This window comes from Vibrio marinisediminis, assembly GCF_014050145.1.
GTDB classification, from domain to species: Bacteria; Pseudomonadota; Gammaproteobacteria; order Enterobacterales; family Vibrionaceae; genus Vibrio; species Vibrio marinisediminis.
On the sequence record NZ_JACFYF010000021.1, the window covers coordinates 1 to 18,115 of the forward strand.

The 18,115-nt window shown below is 45.0% G+C and carries 19 protein-coding genes; 9 read left to right on the forward strand and 10 right to left on the reverse strand.

What is annotated here, in order from left to right; translation table 11 throughout:
• Positions 1-190: 190 nt before the first annotated feature.
• From H2O73_RS18895 to hemC, 5 genes are all read right to left on the reverse strand, one after another.
• Positions 191-541 (reverse strand): c-type cytochrome, encoded by a 351-nt coding sequence (locus H2O73_RS18895; protein WP_182110480.1) that lies wholly within the window; start codon positions 539-541, stop codon positions 191-193.
• A 134-nt stretch (positions 542-675) separates the two neighbouring features.
• Positions 676-1,857, reverse strand: a complete 1,182-nt coding sequence (locus tag H2O73_RS18900) for a heme biosynthesis protein HemY (protein WP_182110481.1) — start codon at positions 1,855-1,857, stop codon at positions 676-678.
• A complete protein-coding gene (locus H2O73_RS18905) occupies positions 1,857-3,095 on the reverse strand; it encodes a uroporphyrinogen-III C-methyltransferase (protein ID WP_182110482.1) in 1,239 nt (412 codons plus the stop codon). The genes H2O73_RS18900 and H2O73_RS18905 overlap by 1 nt, the downstream gene beginning before the upstream one ends.
• Entirely contained in the window at positions 3,092-3,838 is a 747-nt protein-coding gene (locus H2O73_RS18910; protein ID WP_182110483.1) for a uroporphyrinogen-III synthase, read from the reverse strand. Before H2O73_RS18910 ends, H2O73_RS18905 begins: the two co-directional genes overlap by 4 nt.
• 5 nt (positions 3,839-3,843) lie before the next feature.
• A complete protein-coding gene (gene hemC, locus H2O73_RS18915) occupies positions 3,844-4,782 on the reverse strand; it encodes a hydroxymethylbilane synthase (RefSeq protein WP_182110484.1) in 939 nt (312 codons plus the stop codon).
• 346 nt (positions 4,783-5,128) lie between these two features.
• On the opposite strand from hemC, the gene H2O73_RS18920 reads away from it, so the two are divergent.
• Positions 5,129-7,660 (forward strand): class I adenylate cyclase, encoded by a 2,532-nt coding sequence (locus H2O73_RS18920; RefSeq protein ID WP_182110485.1) that lies wholly within the window; start codon positions 5,129-5,131, stop codon positions 7,658-7,660.
• Positions 7,661-7,711: 51 nt separating this feature from the next.
• Here the strand turns inward: H2O73_RS18920 and cyaY are convergent, their stop codons facing one another.
• Positions 7,712-8,026 (reverse strand): iron donor protein CyaY, encoded by a 315-nt coding sequence (cyaY, locus tag H2O73_RS18925; protein WP_182110486.1) that lies wholly within the window; start codon positions 8,024-8,026, stop codon positions 7,712-7,714.
• A gap of 75 nt (positions 8,027-8,101) precedes the next feature.
• Between cyaY and lptM the strand changes: the two genes are divergently transcribed.
• The 6 genes from lptM to yigB are packed head-to-tail and all read left to right on the forward strand — an operon-like array spanning position 8,102 to position 12,747.
• Positions 8,102-8,218: an LPS translocon maturation chaperone LptM gene (gene lptM / locus H2O73_RS23435; RefSeq protein ID WP_438696097.1), complete on the forward strand. Its 117-nt coding sequence runs from the start codon at positions 8,102-8,104 to the stop codon at positions 8,216-8,218.
• A 59-nt stretch (positions 8,219-8,277) separates the two neighbouring features.
• Positions 8,278-9,531 carry a diaminopimelate decarboxylase gene (gene lysA, locus H2O73_RS18935; protein WP_182110488.1) on the forward strand — a complete coding sequence of 418 codons (1,254 nt, stop codon included), beginning with the start codon at positions 8,278-8,280 and terminating at the stop codon, positions 9,529-9,531.
• Positions 9,532-9,541: 10 nt separating this feature from the next.
• The gene (dapF, locus tag H2O73_RS18940; RefSeq protein ID WP_182110489.1) at positions 9,542-10,372 is read left to right on the forward strand and encodes a diaminopimelate epimerase; all 831 of its coding nucleotides are present in this window, start codon (positions 9,542-9,544) and stop codon (positions 10,370-10,372) included.
• Between the two features lie 13 nt (positions 10,373-10,385).
• Entirely contained in the window at positions 10,386-11,090 is a 705-nt protein-coding gene (locus tag H2O73_RS18945) for a DUF484 family protein (protein WP_182110490.1), read from the forward strand.
• Positions 11,062-11,991 carry a tyrosine recombinase XerC gene (gene xerC / locus H2O73_RS18950; protein ID WP_182110491.1) on the forward strand — a complete coding sequence of 310 codons (930 nt, stop codon included), beginning with the start codon at positions 11,062-11,064 and terminating at the stop codon, positions 11,989-11,991. Before H2O73_RS18945 ends, xerC begins: the two co-directional genes overlap by 29 nt.
• Positions 11,992-12,033: 42 nt before the next feature.
• Entirely contained in the window at positions 12,034-12,747 is a 714-nt protein-coding gene (yigB, locus tag H2O73_RS18955) for a 5-amino-6-(5-phospho-D-ribitylamino)uracil phosphatase YigB (RefSeq protein ID WP_182110492.1), read from the forward strand.
• 4 nt (positions 12,748-12,751) lie between these two features.
• Here the strand turns inward: yigB and H2O73_RS18960 are convergent, their stop codons facing one another.
• Together H2O73_RS18960 and H2O73_RS18965 are read right to left on the reverse strand one after the other, a co-directional pair.
• Positions 12,752-13,360, reverse strand: coding sequence for a tRNA-uridine aminocarboxypropyltransferase (locus H2O73_RS18960; protein WP_182110493.1), 609 nt, complete (start codon positions 13,358-13,360; stop codon positions 12,752-12,754).
• The gene (locus H2O73_RS18965; RefSeq protein ID WP_182110494.1) at positions 13,360-14,901 is read right to left on the reverse strand and encodes a COG3650 family protein; all 1,542 of its coding nucleotides are present in this window, start codon (positions 14,899-14,901) and stop codon (positions 13,360-13,362) included. The genes H2O73_RS18960 and H2O73_RS18965 overlap by 1 nt, the downstream gene beginning before the upstream one ends.
• 38 nt (positions 14,902-14,939) lie before the next feature.
• Between H2O73_RS18965 and H2O73_RS18970 the strand changes: the two genes are divergently transcribed.
• Positions 14,940-15,407, forward strand: coding sequence for an EVE domain-containing protein (locus H2O73_RS18970; protein ID WP_182110495.1), 468 nt, complete (start codon positions 14,940-14,942; stop codon positions 15,405-15,407).
• Positions 15,408-15,440: 33 nt separating this feature from the next.
• Here the strand turns inward: H2O73_RS18970 and H2O73_RS18975 are convergent, their stop codons facing one another.
• Positions 15,441-16,268, reverse strand: coding sequence for a Cof-type HAD-IIB family hydrolase (locus tag H2O73_RS18975; protein ID WP_182110496.1), 828 nt, complete (start codon positions 16,266-16,268; stop codon positions 15,441-15,443).
• Between the two features lie 127 nt (positions 16,269-16,395).
• Complete coding sequence (locus H2O73_RS18980; protein WP_182110497.1) at positions 16,396-17,385, reverse strand: alpha/beta fold hydrolase; 990 nt, start codon at positions 17,383-17,385, stop codon at positions 16,396-16,398.
• Positions 17,386-17,470: 85 nt separating this feature from the next.
• On the opposite strand from H2O73_RS18980, the gene rhtB reads away from it, so the two are divergent.
• Positions 17,471-18,088 (forward strand): homoserine/homoserine lactone efflux protein, encoded by a 618-nt coding sequence (rhtB, locus tag H2O73_RS18985; RefSeq protein WP_182110498.1) that lies wholly within the window; start codon positions 17,471-17,473, stop codon positions 18,086-18,088.
• Positions 18,089-18,115: the final 27 nt, after the last annotated feature.

Here is an 18,115-nt window from a genome sequence, read left to right on the forward strand (position 1 = left end):
CGCCACTTATTGAAAAGCCCTGCTAGAAATAGCAGGGCTTTTTCACATCTGAAAGAAATTACTTTTGCAAAGGAATCGAGTACCGCTAGTGTCCGAGGATAGCCTAGGCGTCTCCATCATTCCTAGACTTATATGACGGTTTCAACCTTGGTTCGAATGAGTTTGCTTGACTGTAACCGCAGGCAATTACTTAGTCTTTGTTGACATATTCGATGTAAGTAAAGATTTCTTTGACTTGTTGTTCGTTGAGTAAGTTACCCCAAGCCGGCATCTCCTCATTGCCATTGAGTACCGTATCAATCAATTCAGCTTCAGATTCAAACCAAGAGTTGAGTCCTTGATAGATGTTTGAAGGTTGCTCGCTTAGGGCTTGTCCGGCAATACCATCACCATGACCAAGTTCACCGTGACAGGATAAACAAAGCCTTTGGTAGTTTTGTTTACCGTTTTCTAAGGTGTTTGCCTCAAGAGGTTTAGCAAGAACTAGAGAGGGCAGAACAATGAGTGAGGTGGCAATTAGAACAGTCGCAATCTTTTGCATGATAAGAATCCATAACATCTTAGAGTAATGTCACATAGAGTATGGCATTCGCTATGAATGAAAGCTGAATAGTTTATTTAGAATAAAAAAAGCCGACCTAGTAAGGTCGGCTTAGATATGAGTGTTTGATTTCGTTATTGATTGTTAACCAAAGTTAGTGCTTTCTTCGATACTTCATGTGCGGCTTTATTAAAGTTCTGCTTCTCTAATGAATCAGCAAGGTAAGCATAGTCAGATACATTAGATCGTTGCGCTAGTGCTTTTTCGAAGTGCTGTTGTGCTTCGGACCACTTTTGACCGCGTAGATGAAATTGAGCTAGTGCGCTATGTGCTTCCGCGTTATTGCCATTTTTGCGCAGTGTCTCTTCTAGAAATACCATTGCAGGGTGGCTATCAGATAAGTTCAGCTCAGGCAGCAACTTATAGAGATCAGCAGTCGGATGTTTTTTAAGGGTTTCTTTAATAATGGTAAACGCTTGGTCATCAGCTTTACGATTAATTAATTGCTTAGTGAAACACTCAACTAGGTGAAGGTCTGTTTTAACCTTACGTGGCAGTGAATTCCAGTGTTGAATCAGACCTTCGCTACCTTTTTGCTCTGCAACCTCGGCAAGCAAACCACATTGGGCAACAAGTTCTAATTGCTGTTGCTCTTCTTTGGTGATGAGTTTGGCTTTAGCCAGTTTAGGTAGTAGCTCTAAAAGAGGTTGCCAAAGTTTAAGCTCAACATAAACAGTTTTGAGTAAGTTAAGCACGACCGCATTATTTGGATACTCACCTTTTAAGTCCGATAATGTGGCAAATGCTTCATCAAAACGGGCTTCACGTAGTTGCTGCTTTGCTCGAGTAAGCTCAACCGCAAGGCGAGAGTCTTTTTGCTCTAATGCCAGTTTTAAGTAGTGGTCGCGTTTATTGCTATCTCCCATGCCTTGTGCAGCTTCAGAAGCAACAAGGTAGCACAGCAGAGGCATATCGTGGTGATTTGCCCAGCGAGTGACCTTCTTCTCTGCATCTTTGAAATCACCCTCAAGAAGTTTGATGATGCCTTCGTTGGTATAGCGGCGAGAGCGACGCATTTTACGTACACTGAAGTAGTTCCATGTTGCTGAGCTAGCATAGAAAATTTTCTTGATGACGTACTCTAAACCGAAAAGAGCAGCTAGAGCAGCAATGATAAAGATAACGAGTGTTGTCACACTCATTTCAATGGTTTTATCTGCTACTGAGACAAGCACATAACCTTGCTGACCAGTGTATTGACTGCCTACAAACAACCCTGCACCAAGAATGGCAAAGAGGAAAATAAGTCGAAACATTATTTCTCCTCCGTTACTAGCGTTGTGACTTCACGGCGTAGTCGCTCACGGATTACGTCAGATAAAACTTGCTGAGTTTCGAGTTTTACTGGGTACTCAACTTGAACGGTTTGCTTACTTAAAAGTTCGAGAGTCTTATTAAACTCTTTTACTGAATTGTTCTCTTGATCATAAAAAGATTGAGACCATTTCTCTGCCGTAGTCAGTGCTGCTACATAAATATCTTGCTGCTCAACGTAGACCGCTTTGATCGCTGTTTCCAACTTAGCTTTCATGTTCTCTTTTAAGTAGAAATGCTGCTGAGGAGAAAGTAGCGGGATCACGTTACCATCACGAGTTCGGAAGGTAATGAAGTTTTCTGAGAAGTCTTTCAAAGACGTTTTCAGGTTTGCTTGCCAGTCATTGATGTCTTGCGATACCTGCTCTGGTTTTTCTACCTTCGCTTCTGGAAGAATGGCATTGGCTAATGGAAGATCATCGACTTGCTGCTGCAGTGCCGTTAAGCGTAAAACCAAGCCATCACGGTCAATTAGTGGTATTGATTTTAGTTTTGTGATGTCGTTTGCCATTGATTTTCGCAGTGGTACAAGACTTGGGTCGTTCAATGCCGCAATGCGCTGGTCCGCACTCTCCATCAAAAGGGTTGCACTTTCTGCGTCGTTTTCAAGAAACAGTTTACGACCAGCGAGCTTAACTAAGTAATCAGCTTCCGCTAATAGCCAGTCATTTGGACGACGCCCTTTCACGTCAGCTAATGCGACTTGTAGGCTTTCGATACTTTTTTGTTGCTGGGCTAGCACCGTATCAGCGCGGTGGCTAATTTCGGTCGCCTTAGCAATGGTTGCCTTTTCTGCTGCGACCACTTCATTGGTTAAAGCCGTTTTGGTTTGCTCAAGTTTTGCGGTGAGCTCGTTTAGCTGCGCTTGGTATTGCGCGTCTTTTTGCTGCATATGGTAAGTTAAGCCGCCACCAAATAAGATGGAAAGAACGATAGCAATAACACCTAACTTGACGCCTCGTTTACCTTGCTTCTCTTCTACTTGAGGTGTAGTGGTTGGTTTGTCTTGTTCTACCGTTGTGCTTTCAGGTTGAGCTTTTGGCTCAACGGCAGTGTCGGTGACTGTTTCTGATTTAGCTTCTGATTTCGTTTCAGTTGGAGAGGTCGTTTCGACGCTTTGCTCTTGAACTTCCTCGTTCTTCTCTGATTTAACTTGGTCGTTATTTTTTTTACTTGTCATTGTTTTCGTCCTGTTTCCTTGGCCAGAGCTGCCAATAAGTCTTTATTTGAAGCACTTCCTGTATTGACGACGGTGTGGAAGCCAACTCGCCGCGCTTCGATAGCTATGCGTTCACTCGGAACAAAAAGCGCCAATTTGAAAATCCAATTTCTGTAGGGCGGCGCGATTTGATCTATGAAAAAACTCAGCTGTCCCGAGCTAGTAATTATTAGTTGATCTACCTGGCTATCTTGCCAGAACGGTACTGCAATTTCTGAGCGGAAAGCGAGGTTTTCTCGCTTATAAACTTCGCAGTACTCGACATGAGCTCCTCGAGCGATGAGCGTGTCATAGATTAGCTCTCTACCACCATTACCTCTTAAAATGACGATACGTTTGCCTGACACATTCTTTAGCTGGGGTAGTTCAAGTAAGTTTTCACTGTCACCTATCTCAGGGTAGTGTACTTTCTGATTGGTAAATTTGCTTAAAAACTGCGCGGTTTTTTGACCGACGGCAAGGTAGGTCGCATTTTTGGGCCAACAAGAGTTGGCGATCGTGAGAGATTGGTGGGTGAACTCTATCGTGTGCTGACTCACCGTAATGATAATGTCAGCCTGCGGTAACATTTTAGTTGAGCTAGGGAGTTGCTCCCCAGCTCGTATGGCAATCAATGGATGATTGATTGCCTTGATGCCCTGCTGATTAAGTTGACGACAAAGCGATATTCCCTGTTCGCCAGGTCGAGTAACCAACACTGTCATAGTGATTACTCGTGTTCAGCGTACAATCTAGTTAGGATTTCACGAGCACCAGCATCAAGCAGTTGGTTAGCGAGTTTGACACCCATCTCTTCAGCTTGCTCGCGTGGACCGCGAATTTCACCACGAACCATTTCGGTTCCATCTGGTTCGCCAACCAGCGCACGCAACCATAGCTCATCCCCTTCAAGTAGTGAGTAGCTGCCGATTGGTACCTGACAGCCACCTTCTAGGGTAATATTCATCGCGCGCTCACACTTAACGCGATCGGCGGTATCTTTGTGGTTTAGTGGCGCAAGTAACTTGATCAGGCGTTCATCATCAAGTCGACATTCAATGCCAACCGCACCTTGACCTACCGCTGGAAGAGATTGCTCTGGTTCAATAAAGCTGGCGATACGTTCTTCCAATTTAAGGCGTTTAAGACCAGCGGCTGCGAGTACAATTGCATCGTATTCACCAGCGTCTAGTTTCCCTAGGCGCGTGCCAACATTGCCGCGCAGTTCTTTAATCACTAAATCTGGGCGATATTCTTTTAGCTGACATTGACGACGAAGACTACAAGTGCCCACTACAGCACCTTGAGGCAGTTCATCTACATTGGTGTAGGTATTGGAGACGAATGCGTCACGTGGATCTTCACGTTCACAGATTGTCACCAGACCTAAGCCCTCAGGGAAGTCGACAGGCACATCTTTCATTGAGTGCACCGCAAGATCAGCTCGACCTTCTAGCATTGCGACTTCGAGTTCTTTCACGAACAGACCTTTACCACCTACTTTCGCTAGCGGCGTATCCAAAATGATGTCACCCTTGGTTACCATAGTCACGAGTTCAACCTCAAGACCTGGGTGAGCGGCTTGCAAAGCGTCTCTTACATAATATGCTTGCCATAAGGCAAGAGGGCTTTTGCGAGTTGCAATTCGAATTGGAGAAGTGTTTGTCATATTCGCCTGTTTTGAATTTATGGTAGATAGAGTAATCCTACCACTGAGAGGACAAAAAATTTACTGATCTATGCTGTGAATGAAGAAATGGACTCGACGTGGCATAAATCGGTCAAAATATTGTGATAAAAGTCTCGTTTGTTAACTAGGTTATTATTAGAAAAGACCGTTACAGACCAAACTAGGAGACAGGAAATTCACGGATGTTGAAACACAAAACAATGTAGATTCGATCGTACAAATCTTTACCAATTAAAATAAAAATGATAGATTGATCACGTTTTGTTGGCGCTTTAGCCTGATTATTGAGCAAGGCGTATTATAGGAAATAACCAAGGAATCTCCCTTGCAGGCTTACACTGAGAAGTTAATTCAAAGACTAGATAGTTTGAACCAGCAGCGAATTGATCGCGCGCTGGCACTTATGGATTTGCAAGCTCAGCGAGTATTCCATCTTATTCCTGCTCTTCTGCATTACAACCACCCCGTTTTTCCCGGTTATTATGACTCGCTAGTACCTTACGGTATTTATGGCTTTGAGTTGAACAATGAACAACAGCAGTTCATTGAAGATACCGAGCTAACCATTGGTCAGCCGCTCACCGAAAATGTATCCCCAGCCATTTTAGCGCTTTACACGATGGGGAGTACCTCATCAATCGGTCAAAGTACTTCTAGTGATTTAGATATTTGGGTTTGCGTTTCACCGTTGATGAGTCGCGACGAGCGAGAATACCTTAACAACAAATGCTTGCTCATCACTGATTGGGCTCAGAGCCAAGGTGTTGAAGCGAATTTCTTCATCATGGATGAAGATCGTTTTAGGTCAAATCGCTCTGAGGAAATGACCGGCGATAACTGTGGTTCATCGCAACACATGTTGTTGTTGGATGAGTTTTATCGCAGTGCCGTCCGTTTAGCCGGACAACGCTTATTGTGGCAAATCGTCCCACCAGAAATGGAAGAGTGCTACGACGAATACGTTAAAGAGCTTTGCAATAATGGCTCTATTGATTGCAGTACTTGGATCGATTTTGGTCAGTTACACCGCATTCCAGCTGAAGAGTATTTTGGCTCGAATTTGTGGCAGCTATACAAAAGTATCGATTCGCCTTATAAATCGGTACTGAAAGCAATCTTATTGGAAGCGTATTCGTGGGAGTACCCAAATGCCCAGTTACTCAGTATAGATACTAAGCGTCGATTCTTTGCGAATGAGCCAGCTCTCTACTGTATGGATGCTTATTATCTTATGCTGGAAAAGGTGACTCGTTACCTTGAGCGCATTGGTGATACCACACGTCTTGAGCTTGTCCGCCGCTGTTTCTACCTCAAAACTCACGAAAAATTATCCCGTGAGCCTGGGGCTGGTTCCGTGCCTTGGCGCCGTGAGGTACTCAGTGTTTTGGTTGAGCAATGGCAGTGGCAACCGCAAATTATTGCTGAATTGGACAACCGTCGTCATTGGAAGGTTGAGCAAGTTAAATTGGTGCATGATTCGTTGTTAGATGCATTGATGCTCAGTTATCGCAACTTGATCCAGTTCGCACGTCGCAACGACATCACGTCAGCCATTAGCCCACAAGATATCAGTATTCTTGCGCGTAAGTTGTACGCTGCATTTGAAGTTTTACCGGGCAAAGTGACTTTGCTCAACCCACAAATTTCTCCTGATTTGCACGAACCAGAGCTGACTTTTATTGAAGTTCAACCGGGACGTACCAATCAATCTGGCTGGTATCTTTATAAACAACCTTTGCAGCCGCATCGAATTTTGGGTCAACCCTCTCTCGATCATAACGAATACTTAAGTAAGTTAGTTGCTTGGGCGTTTTTTAATGGCTTGATCACTGAATCAACCCATTTGAATGCGGTGATTCGTGATGCCCACCTAGACATTGATAAGTTCTATCAGATGGTGAGTGATTTACGTAATACCTTCTCACTGCGTAAGCGCCGCCCAACTATGCAAGCGTTGGCAAGCCCATGTGAGATCAGCCAACTGGCGATGTTTATTAACTTTGAAGAAGACCCAACGGCGGAACTCAGTGGTAAGTCGCTGAAAGTGGACCTGAAGAATATCGATATCTTTAGCTATGGTCCTGAGCAGAAATGTTTAGTCGGTAGTGTGGATCTGGTTTATCGAAATTCTTGGCATGAAGTACGTACTTTGCATTTCAAAGGTGAAACCGCAATGCTGGACGGGTTGAAAACCGTTTTGGGTAAAATGCACCAAGATGCGCTACCACCTGAATCTGTTGATGTATTCTGTTACAGCAAAAATTTACGCGGTGTCATGCGTAATATGGTGTACCAGTTGCTAGCAGAGTGTATTGATTTGCGCTTAAAGCCAGTTGAACAAGAAAAACGTCGCCGCTTTAAAGCGTTGCGTATTGGTCAGCAAATGTATGGTTTGTTCTTTGAACGCCGTGGCGTATCAGTGCAGATGTTAGAGAACTCGGTCGATTTCTACCGGAGTATTTCAACCAATAAACTGAAAGGTTCACCGCTATTGATGTTGGACCAAGAGCAAGATTATCAGTTGCCTGAGATTGTTGATAATTGTGCCAGCGAAGGTTTAGTACAATTCTTTTTTGAAGATTCAGAACAAGGTTTCAATATCTATGTTCTCGATGAAGCAAACCGAGTAGAGGTTTACCATCAGTACAATGGTGAAAAAGATGAAATGATTGCCAGCGTGAACAGTTTTTATACTTCAGTTCGTGATGATAATGCCGTGGCATCAAAATTTATCAACTTCAACTTACCGCAATACTATCAAATTGTTTATTGCGAAGAGGGTGGCGAGCCTTATATCGTGCCATATCGTAATGATGGTGCCACATACGTAAAGCCAACTCGCGCAGTTAACGCCTAAAAACAAAAAAGAGCACGAATGTGCTCTTTTTTGTTTTGAAACTTTTAACCCTTACACCCAGTCAATCGCTTCACCCGCGTGTTTTTCGCATTCTTGTTTCACCATAGTGATCAATTCCATGCCAGTTTTTGAACAGATCCACTGTTGGTCAACAAAAGCAAAATGGAATCCACCGGAACGAGAAGCAAGCCAGATTTCTTTCATCGGTTCTTGGCGGTTAATAATGATTTGGCTGCGATCATCAAACTCCAAAGTCATGACATTGCCTGATGTTTCGTAGTCGACGTCAGCGCCTGAATCATCGATCATTTCTTCAATGAATTGCATTTGCTCATCCGCAAGTTGATGAAATTCTGTATCGTTCATCTTGTCTATCCTATTGCTTTTCCTGAGTGTGGTGCGATTATAGGGGGCATTGAAAGAATAATCACGGTTAGACCTATGAAAAAATCAATCTTAGCTCTATTTATTGTCTCTATGTTAGGTTTGGCTGGTTGTGGCCAAACGGGACCACTCTATATGCCTGATGACGCTCAACAAAACGAGCAGTCTCAGTAATATCGCAATCGGCAATGACGCCAGGCGGTAAACAACACAATAATTAAAGGGAAAGCAAATTGGATTACTTCAACTATCAGGATGATGGCCAACTTTGGGCCGAAGAGGTTCCTCTTTCTGACTTAGCAGAGCAGTTTGGAACGCCACTTTATGTCTATTCTCGCGCGACGATTGAGCGTCATTGGCACGCCTTTGATAAATCGGTCGGCGACCATCCCCATTTGGTCTGTTTTGCGGTTAAAGCAAACTCAAACATTGGCGTATTGAATGCCTTAGCTCGCTTAGGCTCAGGTTTTGATATCGTCTCTGGTGGTGAGTTAGAACGTGTACTGGCGGCGGGTGGTGATCCAAGTAAAGTGGTGTTTTCTGGTTTAGGTAAAACTGAAGCCGAAATGAAGCGTGCGCTCGAAGTGGGCATTAAGTGCTTTAATGTTGAATCAGAACCTGAGCTTGAACGCTTAAATAAAGTCGCGAGCGAGATAGGGGTTAAAGCGCCTGTCTCATTACGAATCAACCCTGATGTTGATGCTCAAACGCACCCTTATATTTCAACCGGTCTGCGTGACAACAAATTTGGTATCGCTTTTGATCGCGCTCCTGTGGTGTACAAGCTAGCCAATAGCCTAGAGCACCTCGATGTAAAAGGTATTGATTGCCACATAGGCTCTCAACTCACCGATATTGACCCCTTTATTGATGCCACAGATCGTTTGCTAGCGCTGGTCGATGAATTGCAGGCACAAGGTGTCAATATCCGCCATTTGGATGTGGGTGGTGGTTTAGGTGTGATTTATCGTGATGAGTTGCCACCACAACCTTCTGAGTATGCCAAGGCGCTACTTGGTCGTTTAGGTAACCATCAAGATCTTGAGTTGATATTCGAGCCTGGTCGCGCCATTGTCGCTAACGCCGGTGTGTTGTTGACTAAGGTCGAATTCTTAAAGCATACCGAACATAAAAACTTTGCCATTGTGGATGCGGCGATGAATGATCTCATGCGTCCCGCTCTTTACCAAGCATGGCAAGACATCGTGCCTGTTCAACCGCGTCAAAGCGAAGCGAAAACTTACGACGTGGTGGGTGCGATTTGCGAAACCAGTGACTTCTTGGGTAAAGATCGCGCCTTAGCTCTTGAAGCAAATGATTTACTGGCTGTTCGCTCTGCAGGTGCTTATGGTTTCGTAATGTCATCAAACTACAATACTCGTACAAGAGCAGCGGAAGTCATGATTGATGGCAATCGTGCGCACTTGGTTCGTCAACGTGAAGAACTGTCGAGCTTGTGGGAGCTTGAAAGCGTATTACCGGAGTAATTAAAACTGTATGCATTTCCATTTTTCTAAAATGCATGGTTTGGGTAACGACTTTATGGTTGTGGATTGTATTACCCAAAACATTTTTTTCTCCCCGGATTTGATCCGCCGTTTGGCGGATCGACATACTGGGGTGGGCTTTGATCAGCTATTAGTGGTTGAGGCTCCTTATGATCCTGAAAGTGACTTTCACTACCGTATATTCAATGCTGATGGTAGTGAAGTAGAGCAGTGTGGTAATGGTGCTCGTTGTTTTGCGCGCTTTGTGCGAATGAAGGGATTAACCAATAAATACAGCATCAGTGTTAGTACCAAAAAAGGCAAAATGGTGCTCAGCATTGAAGAAGATGACCAAGTTACCGTGAATATGGGTGTGCCCGAGTTTGAGCCGAACAAAATCCCATTCAAAGCCAAGCAGATGGAAAAGACCTACATTATGCGTGCTGAAGACAAAACACTGTTTTGTGGCGCGGTGAGTATGGGTAACCCACATGTTGTAACTGTGGTTGATGATGTGGCGACGGCGGATGTTGACACATTGGGTCCAATGCTAGAGTCACATGAGCGTTTTCCTGAGCGTGTTAATGCTGGGTTTATGCAGGTAGTCAGTCGTAGTGAAATCAACCTACGTGTCTATGAGCGTGGTGCGGGTGAAACTCAGGCTTGCGGTAGCGGTGCTTGTGGAGCGGTTGCTGTGGGTATTGTGCAAGGCTTGTTAGATTCGCAAGTGAAAGTCAATTTACCTGGTGGTGAGCTGAATATTTACTGGCAAGGTATGGGTTCGCCACTGTATATGACCGGCCCTGCAACGCACGTCTTCGACGGTCAAATTAACTGTTAATTAAGGATCAGTAGTGTCTCAGATTGAAGCAGATGCATTAACTGCAGAAGTAGTGGCAGAGTATCTGCGTGATAACCCAGATTATTTTGTAGAACGTCGTGAATTGGTGGATCGCCTAGCACTGCCAAACCAAGAACAAGGTGCCGTTTCTTTGGTGCATGTGCAGTTAAATCGCCAACGCCAACGGATTGAAGAGCTCGAAGAAGAGATCACCGCCCTGATGTCTCTAGCGGCGAATAACGATAGAACCTTTCATGAGTTTATGGATCTGCAAGAGCAGATTTTAAAATGTGATTCGCTGCTATCGGTACTTAAAGCGATTGAGAGTAAAGCTAAAACATTGGGTTTAGTCGCTTATGTACGTTTGTTTGATGCACCATCAAAACATTATCAAACCAGCTTTGAGCATTACCAACGGTTTGCGACCAATAACCTCAATGGTAAATCGGCTTACTTGGGTCGCATGCGCAAGGCGGATAGAGAATTACTGTTTGGTGAGCAAAACCGTTCACCGGAGCTTGGTTCCTACGTTGTGCTACCTTTAGTTAAAGGTAAAGCGCAAGGGCTTATCGCTTTTTCTAGCGAAGATGGCGGTCACTTTCAGCCCCATATGGATACCCTATTTTTACGTCATTTGGCTCTTGTTCTTTCACATGTGATAGCAACATTGCCTTGGCATATGGACACCGATGAGCGAATCAGTACAACCTCTGCCTAACGGCTTACAGCAGCCCTTGCTACGCTTCTATGAATACCTACGAAGTGAGAAAGGGCTGAGTCTCCACACCCAACGTAACTACAAACAGCAACTTGAAACCATGGCTCAGCATCTTGTGACTATGGGCTTAAAGGAGTGGGCACAGGTCGACGCGGCTTGGGTTCGACAACTGGCGAGTAAAGGGATGCGAGAAGGGATGAAACCGAGTAGCCTTGCTACGCGTCTCTCCTCTCTACGTAGTTTTTTTGATTTCCTCATTCTACGCGGTGAGCTTTCAGCCAACCCAGCGAAAGGGGTTTCCGCCCCACGCAAAAAGCGCCCATTACCAAAGAACCTTGATGTCGATGAGGTTGGTCAATTACTTGAAGTGACCGATGACGATCCGTTGTCGATTCGTGACCGAGCAATGATGGAGTTGATGTATGGTGCTGGTCTGCGATTAGCTGAAATGGTGAGTGTTAACGTTAAGGATGTCAGCTTCTTCAGTGGCGAACTGCGCGTGGTGGGTAAAGGCGACAAAGAACGCAAAGTCCCTTTTTCTGGTTTAGCGAAAGAGTGGGTTGGTAAATGGCTTAAAGTTCGTTCAAGCCTAGCAAAAGGTGATGAGAAAGCACTGTTTGTCTCGAAGCTTGGCGTACGCATTTCTCACCGAAATGTGCAAAAACGTATGGCGGAGTGGGGGCAGAAGCAATCCGTAGCAAGCCATATTAGCCCACATAAATTGCGCCACTCTTTTGCGACCCATATGCTTGAGTCGAGCAATAACTTACGTGCGGTGCAAGAGTTGCTTGGGCATGAAAACATTTCAACCACGCAAATCTATACCCATTTAGACTTTCAACATCTCGCGCAAGTGTATGACCAAGCGCATCCGCGTGCGAAGAAGAAACCAGCAAACTAAACCATCAGCAACTTCAGTCAGTGGAATGAGTAAGGTGAGGCGATGAAATATTACCGACAGCTAAAGCCTATCAAGGCGATGAGTTTTGATTTGGACGATACGCTATATGACAACCGTCCAGTGATTACTCGCCTCACTCGTGAAGCTACGGCATGGTTTCATCAACATCATCCGCTTGCCGCAACCCGTGATGAGGCGTGGTGGTTGAAGCTTAAGCTTGAATTGGCTGAGCAAGATCCTTGGTTGTACAGTGACTTGACGCTGTGGCGTCATCGCACCGCGCAACTAGGGTTAACTCAACTGGGATACTCATCGCAGCAGGCCAAGCAAGCGGCGGATGAGTTGCTGGAAGTGGTCTTTGCTCTGCGCAGTGACTTTTCTGTCCCCGATGTTACCCATCAAGTTATGCGTCAATTGGCAGAGAAATATCCGCTGGTGGCGATCACTAACGGCAATGTGGACGTCGAACGAATTGGCTTGAGTGGTTACTTTGCTTTAATTCTAAAAGGTGGGCGAGATGGCTACGCCAAGCCTCACCCTGATATGTTTGTTAAAGCACAGCAATTTGTAGGGGTAGAAAGCCAATCGATTTTGCATGTGGGTGATCATCTTAAAACGGACGTCGCAGGAGCAAAACATAATGGCTTTCAGGCATGTTGGTTTAACGATCAAGGCATATCGTTACGTCAAGCAAAGCACAGCAGTGTATTGCCTGATATCGAAATTCACCAATTAGAGTCATTATTGCTTCTCTAATCACCTAGATTTCACCTTTGAACGCGTGCCCGCTTTTGTCTGCGTTGAATGCACGCATATAGTGGTGGAAAAAATCAGTCAGTTGAGAGGCTTGTTCAACACAACCGAGCTCTTTGATGATTTCAGCGCCGACCTCTAAAGTGCACAAGTGGCCTTGCTGCTGATTTCGTCTGAGTTGGTAGTCAGATTGTTCACTCGGTTGTAGGTGTACACAAGCTAACTCTTTCAACCAAGCACTCTTTCTCAGCATCTTTCCCGCCTCTTGCCATGTGCCATCAAGAATGATGAACAGCGGCTTCTTCTTTGCAATAAGTGCCGATTGGCTCGCTTGTGATAGCGATAAACTAGATTCGCTTGGGAACAGCAAGTAGGGCTGATACTGCGCATCATTGAGCAAGGTCATTAGTTGTGGGCAAGGCGTTTTACGTTGCCAGATATGCTGGCTAGTTGAAGGGATCGCTTTAAGTAGCCATTGCCCGGTATTGGTTTCTCGGCTGAGTTCATTTTCGTGCATCAGCAGCGCAATATGGGCTGGGGACTCAAAATGAGGCAGTAAGTGGCAAACACACTGATAGCGTAAACCACAATCTGCACACGGTACGTTTTGAGCCATTAAAGCGCCACTCCTTCTTGATGTGGAGTCAGCCCATCGCTAAATAGTTGCACTGAACTGATATCATCAAAGCTGGCAATCGGTGCCGTACTAGGATTTAGTGGGTAGCTTATATTGTCGTAACGAAGTACGTGTTGATTCGGCTCTGCCCCACCGCCACGCACAAACAGCACTAAATCGCGCCAGCCATGATTGGTCTTTTGCCCTACATTAAGCGGTGTATTTACTAGCGTCATGCGGCTGTTGAAGCGCCACTGTTGTTGATGATTCTCAAAAATCAGCAATGTGCATCCACCAGAGCCACACCAATCTAGTTGGGCGAGTAACTCTTCTTGCCCATCGCCATTGAGATCATACGTAAGCCAGCGGTAACGGGTGCCACTCGGATCGGTTTTGTGCATGGCAAAATACGCACGTAAAGCGCGATCAACTTTTGGGTTAAATTGCGCGGATGAAGGGATGGCATTCGAGTTACCCAATGCTGGAGGCGGGCTGCTTTCAGCGGCACTTAATTGAGATTTAAACAGCACTAAGCCACCATCAGCGATGGGATAAATAACATCGCCTACTTTTTCTTTATCGGCGGTGAGCTGATAACCATCGCGTACGAATAAGCGTTCCGAAAGTAGTGGTTGTTGCTGGTGGTGAGTCATCACGACTTGAACTTGGCTTGGGCTTAACTGTTGCCAATAACCTCGTTCCACTAAATCACCACTGCCATCTTGATAGCGGTAGGTGGTTGTTGCGGAGTGATCATTTTTCATTTCCAGAATAACGCTGAATCCACTGCTTTGTGTTGATGCTGCTTGATAAATACCAGCCCAGTCTAGCGTCGTATCGATGTTAGAGAGAGTGGCACAACCTTGGTATTTTTTGCCATCCAGATTTAAGGTTGAGCTCCAGCCATAAAGAGTATCGCTCATGCTGTCTGAACAACTACGCAGATTCAGCTCGAGTTGCCCTTGTTCAAAATCGTAACGGCGACGGTTTGGCTCAATGCGTGAAGAAGTTATGGCTAGTTGGTGCTTTTCTCCACCCATAGGCTGAAAGATCAAAGCAGAAGGAGTAAAGCTCAATGACCAAAATGGTTCATTGCCAAAAGCGCGTGTTGGTTGAACGGGTTGTTCGCAGCGATTTGGGTTCTCGGCGGATAACACATTGATTTTATCGACAACAAATCGTGCATTGTAATCACCATCAAATCCATCTTGGCTTGAGGTTTCTAAATGCCCAATCATTTCGCCATACAATGGCTGATAAGGTGTATTGACCAGGCGCATTGCTTGTTTGAATTTGTCGTTATCAATGGATAGCCAATATTGCTTATCACTGCCGCAAGGCTGAATGGACTGTGCTTCATGACCCAGTATGACTTCACCACGAAGAATGAATGTCTGCGGCGTCACGGAACTAGGCTGCTCCAAATTGGCGAGTGGCTCTGTCGGTTGAGTGGATTGTTGTTGAGACCCAAAATCAAACATTGAGCACGCTTGCAATGCGAAAAGGCTGACCAGCGTCGCTGGGTTTCTTAATGCCTTCATGCTATATCTTCCTTATCCGAACTGATATTGAGGACATTATGGCATACTGGCTGTTTAAAACTGAACCAGACACCTTCTCTATTGACACTCTACGGACACAAAAACGCTCATGCTGGGAAGGTGTCCGCAATTATCAAGCGCGTAATATGTTGCGTGATGATGTAAAGGTAGGGGATTCAGTATTGGTATACCACTCTTCATGTAAGCATGTGGGGGTTGCCGGAATAGCTAAAGTGACTAAGGCGTCTTATCCCGACCATTACGCTTTCGATATTGAGAGTGACTATTACGATGCCAAGTCGACGGTGGATAATCCACGGTGGTTTATGGTGGATATTGAGTTTGTGCGTAAGACTGAGCGAGTGATCCCTCTGGCGGTTTTGAAGGCGATGCCTGAGTTAGCAAACTTGCCATTGGTGAAGCGTGGTAATCGGCTTTCCGTGATGCCCGTTTCCGAACCGGAGTGGCAAGCCATTCTAAGCAAAGAACAGTTGCCGTCACGGTAAAAATAAAGGCAGCCGAAGCTACCTTTTTAAACATTACAATAGGTGATCTTGTAGGTAATGAGCAACGGCATCATCCGCGTTGCTACCGATCACTTCATTGTTTGGCAGCGTCTCTTTCACTCGTTGATGAGACGTTTCCATGACCAAGCCTTTTCCTGCCATTTGCAGCATTTCGACATCGTTCATGCCATCGCCAAAGGCGATACAGTTTTCCAACGCTAATCCTAATGATTCGGCGATCACCTTCAGTGCTTCACCTTTTGATACATCGGCAGCCATCACTTCTAAACACCAAGGCGTAGAGAATGCGATATTTAATTGGTCACCAAACTTTTCGTTTAGTTGGTCTTCAAACTTAACCAAATATTCATGATCTTGGTTTGGGTGAGTAAAGAATAGCTTCGCGATACCATCGGTCGGCGGGTTGTTCACATCATATAAAGTGTAGCTAAAGCCGGATTCTTCATGATAGTTACGTAAGAATTCATCATCACGGTTTAGCATCCAGTCATCATTGCGGTAGATATGAATGAAGATTTCCGGATCCACTTTGATCGTGTCGATCACTTGCTTTACCAAGTCCATCGGTACGTTATTGCTGTACATCAATTTGCTATTTTGATCGTGTACGCGGGCACCGTTTGAAGTCACCATGTAGGCAGGAATTCCCACATGTTCGCGAATGCCTGCAACATCAATATGATGACGACCAGTAGCAAAGATAAAGGTGAAGCCTTTTCCATGGAGATCTTTCAGCGTTTTCTTAGAGAAATCACTTAGCTTGTGGTTTGGCGCTAAAAGGGTACCGTCAAGATCCGAGGCGACGAGTTGGAATGGAGTATCTTTGCGTGGTGTGGTCATATTGTCCTCATCTGAACATAACGCTGCAATGCGAAGAGCCGAATTGCGAGAGCCGTTAGTTTACTCTAATTGAGGAACGAAAAAGAGGGTAAAAAACCAACCCTCTCTTTCCTTATTTTAATTTCTCTTAATGAGCCGAGAAAAATTGTAGTGTGTTATGCAATGCTTGGTTGCGGTATTCGTCTTGCTCGAAAAAAAGTTCATGTTTGGCGTGATAAATAATGCTCATTGCACAATCGGAGTTGGTTTTCGCTAACTTTTTAATGAATTGCACTTGCGCGTCATTGGCGACGATTTTATCGTCACTGGCTTGCAACAAAAGCAATGGTATCTTCACTTGACGAGTCATCAGAATACTTTGTTTACAAGCGATTAGCCCTTGCCATACCCAGCGTGAGCTTGCTCCACCAACTTGCAGTTCTGGTCTGCTTTCATATAAATTTCGGAACCAATGGTAACGAATGCTACTTTGGCTCAGTAGGTTGCCTTCATAAGGCTTAGCGTAGTATGGCGCTTGCCCTGGGGCATAAGCCGGCTCGGCGTGAAACGCCGTAAGTAATTGGCCTACCCAACGTGCAATGGGTTTTAAATACCAAGGAACATTAACGCCAAACATAGGGGCGCTTAGCGCCATCGCATCAAATGGGTGACAGGGATGGGTTTGCACATAACGGGTGATAACATTTCCCCCCATTGAGTGCCCAAGTAGGTAGCGCTTTTGGTAACGGCTTAATTCAAACTGCTCCACCATTAATGCTAGGTCTTCAACGTAATCATCAAACTCCTCAACATAACCAATATCGCGGTTTTTAACTAAGCGTTCAGAGAGCCCTTGCCCGCGGTGATCATACGAGTAAATGTCATAGCCTTGGTGAAATAAATCGTAGAACAGTTCCTGATACTTATGGGTGCATTCTATTCGCCCATTTACGACTACAATTGCTTTAGTATGGTGTTTTGAAGTAAGTGAAACCCAGAATAGGTTGCGTTTGTCTGATGAGCGGCAAAAACCTTCTTCTCGAGTGTGCCATAGTTCAGCAATTTCCTTATTGATTGCTTGCTCAAAATTGGACTCTTGAGTATAAGGAGGCGGATTGGCTGCGCTGTTAGTGGTCATGGTTTCGGGGCCTAAACTTCTTTGGGTTTCACGACAAGTTTTCATTATGTTTGGCTAATATAGTTTAGTCGAGAGGTAATACAACATGGAATTGCATGTTTGGTTAGCGTATGTAGTCACCGCAATTGTTTTTAGCTTGGCACCGGGCTCGGGCACTGTTAACTCGATCAGTAATGGTTTGAGCTACGGTACTCGTAAATCTTTAGGTGCGATAGTTGGATTACAGGTCGGTTTGGCTTGCCACATTATCTTAGTTGGTGCCGGAATTGGTGCGCTGGTGGCGCAGTCAGCTATGGCGTTTACTGTGATTAAGTGGGTCGGCGCGGCTTACCTAGTTTGGTTGGGTATTCAAAAGTGGCGTGATAAATCGAGTTTAGCGACTCTCAGTGGTGATGACCAACGCTCGAGCTGGGCATTGTTACGCAGTGCGATTGTGATTAATTTGACCAACCCTAAGTCAATTGTCTTTTTGGTGGCTCTTTTCCCGCAATTCATCAACCCTAGCCAACCGCAGCTAATACAGTTTGTCGTTTTGGGTGTGACAACCGTGGTGATCGACGCAATTGTGATGTTGGGTTACACCACATTGGCATCACAAATGGGACGATTTATCCGTTCTGACAAAGTGATGGGCAAAATCAATAAGGTATTTGGTTCCATGTTTGTTGGATGTGGTGCATTATTAGCCGCAGCAAAGTCATAACTTACTGTTAATATTAATAATGTAGAG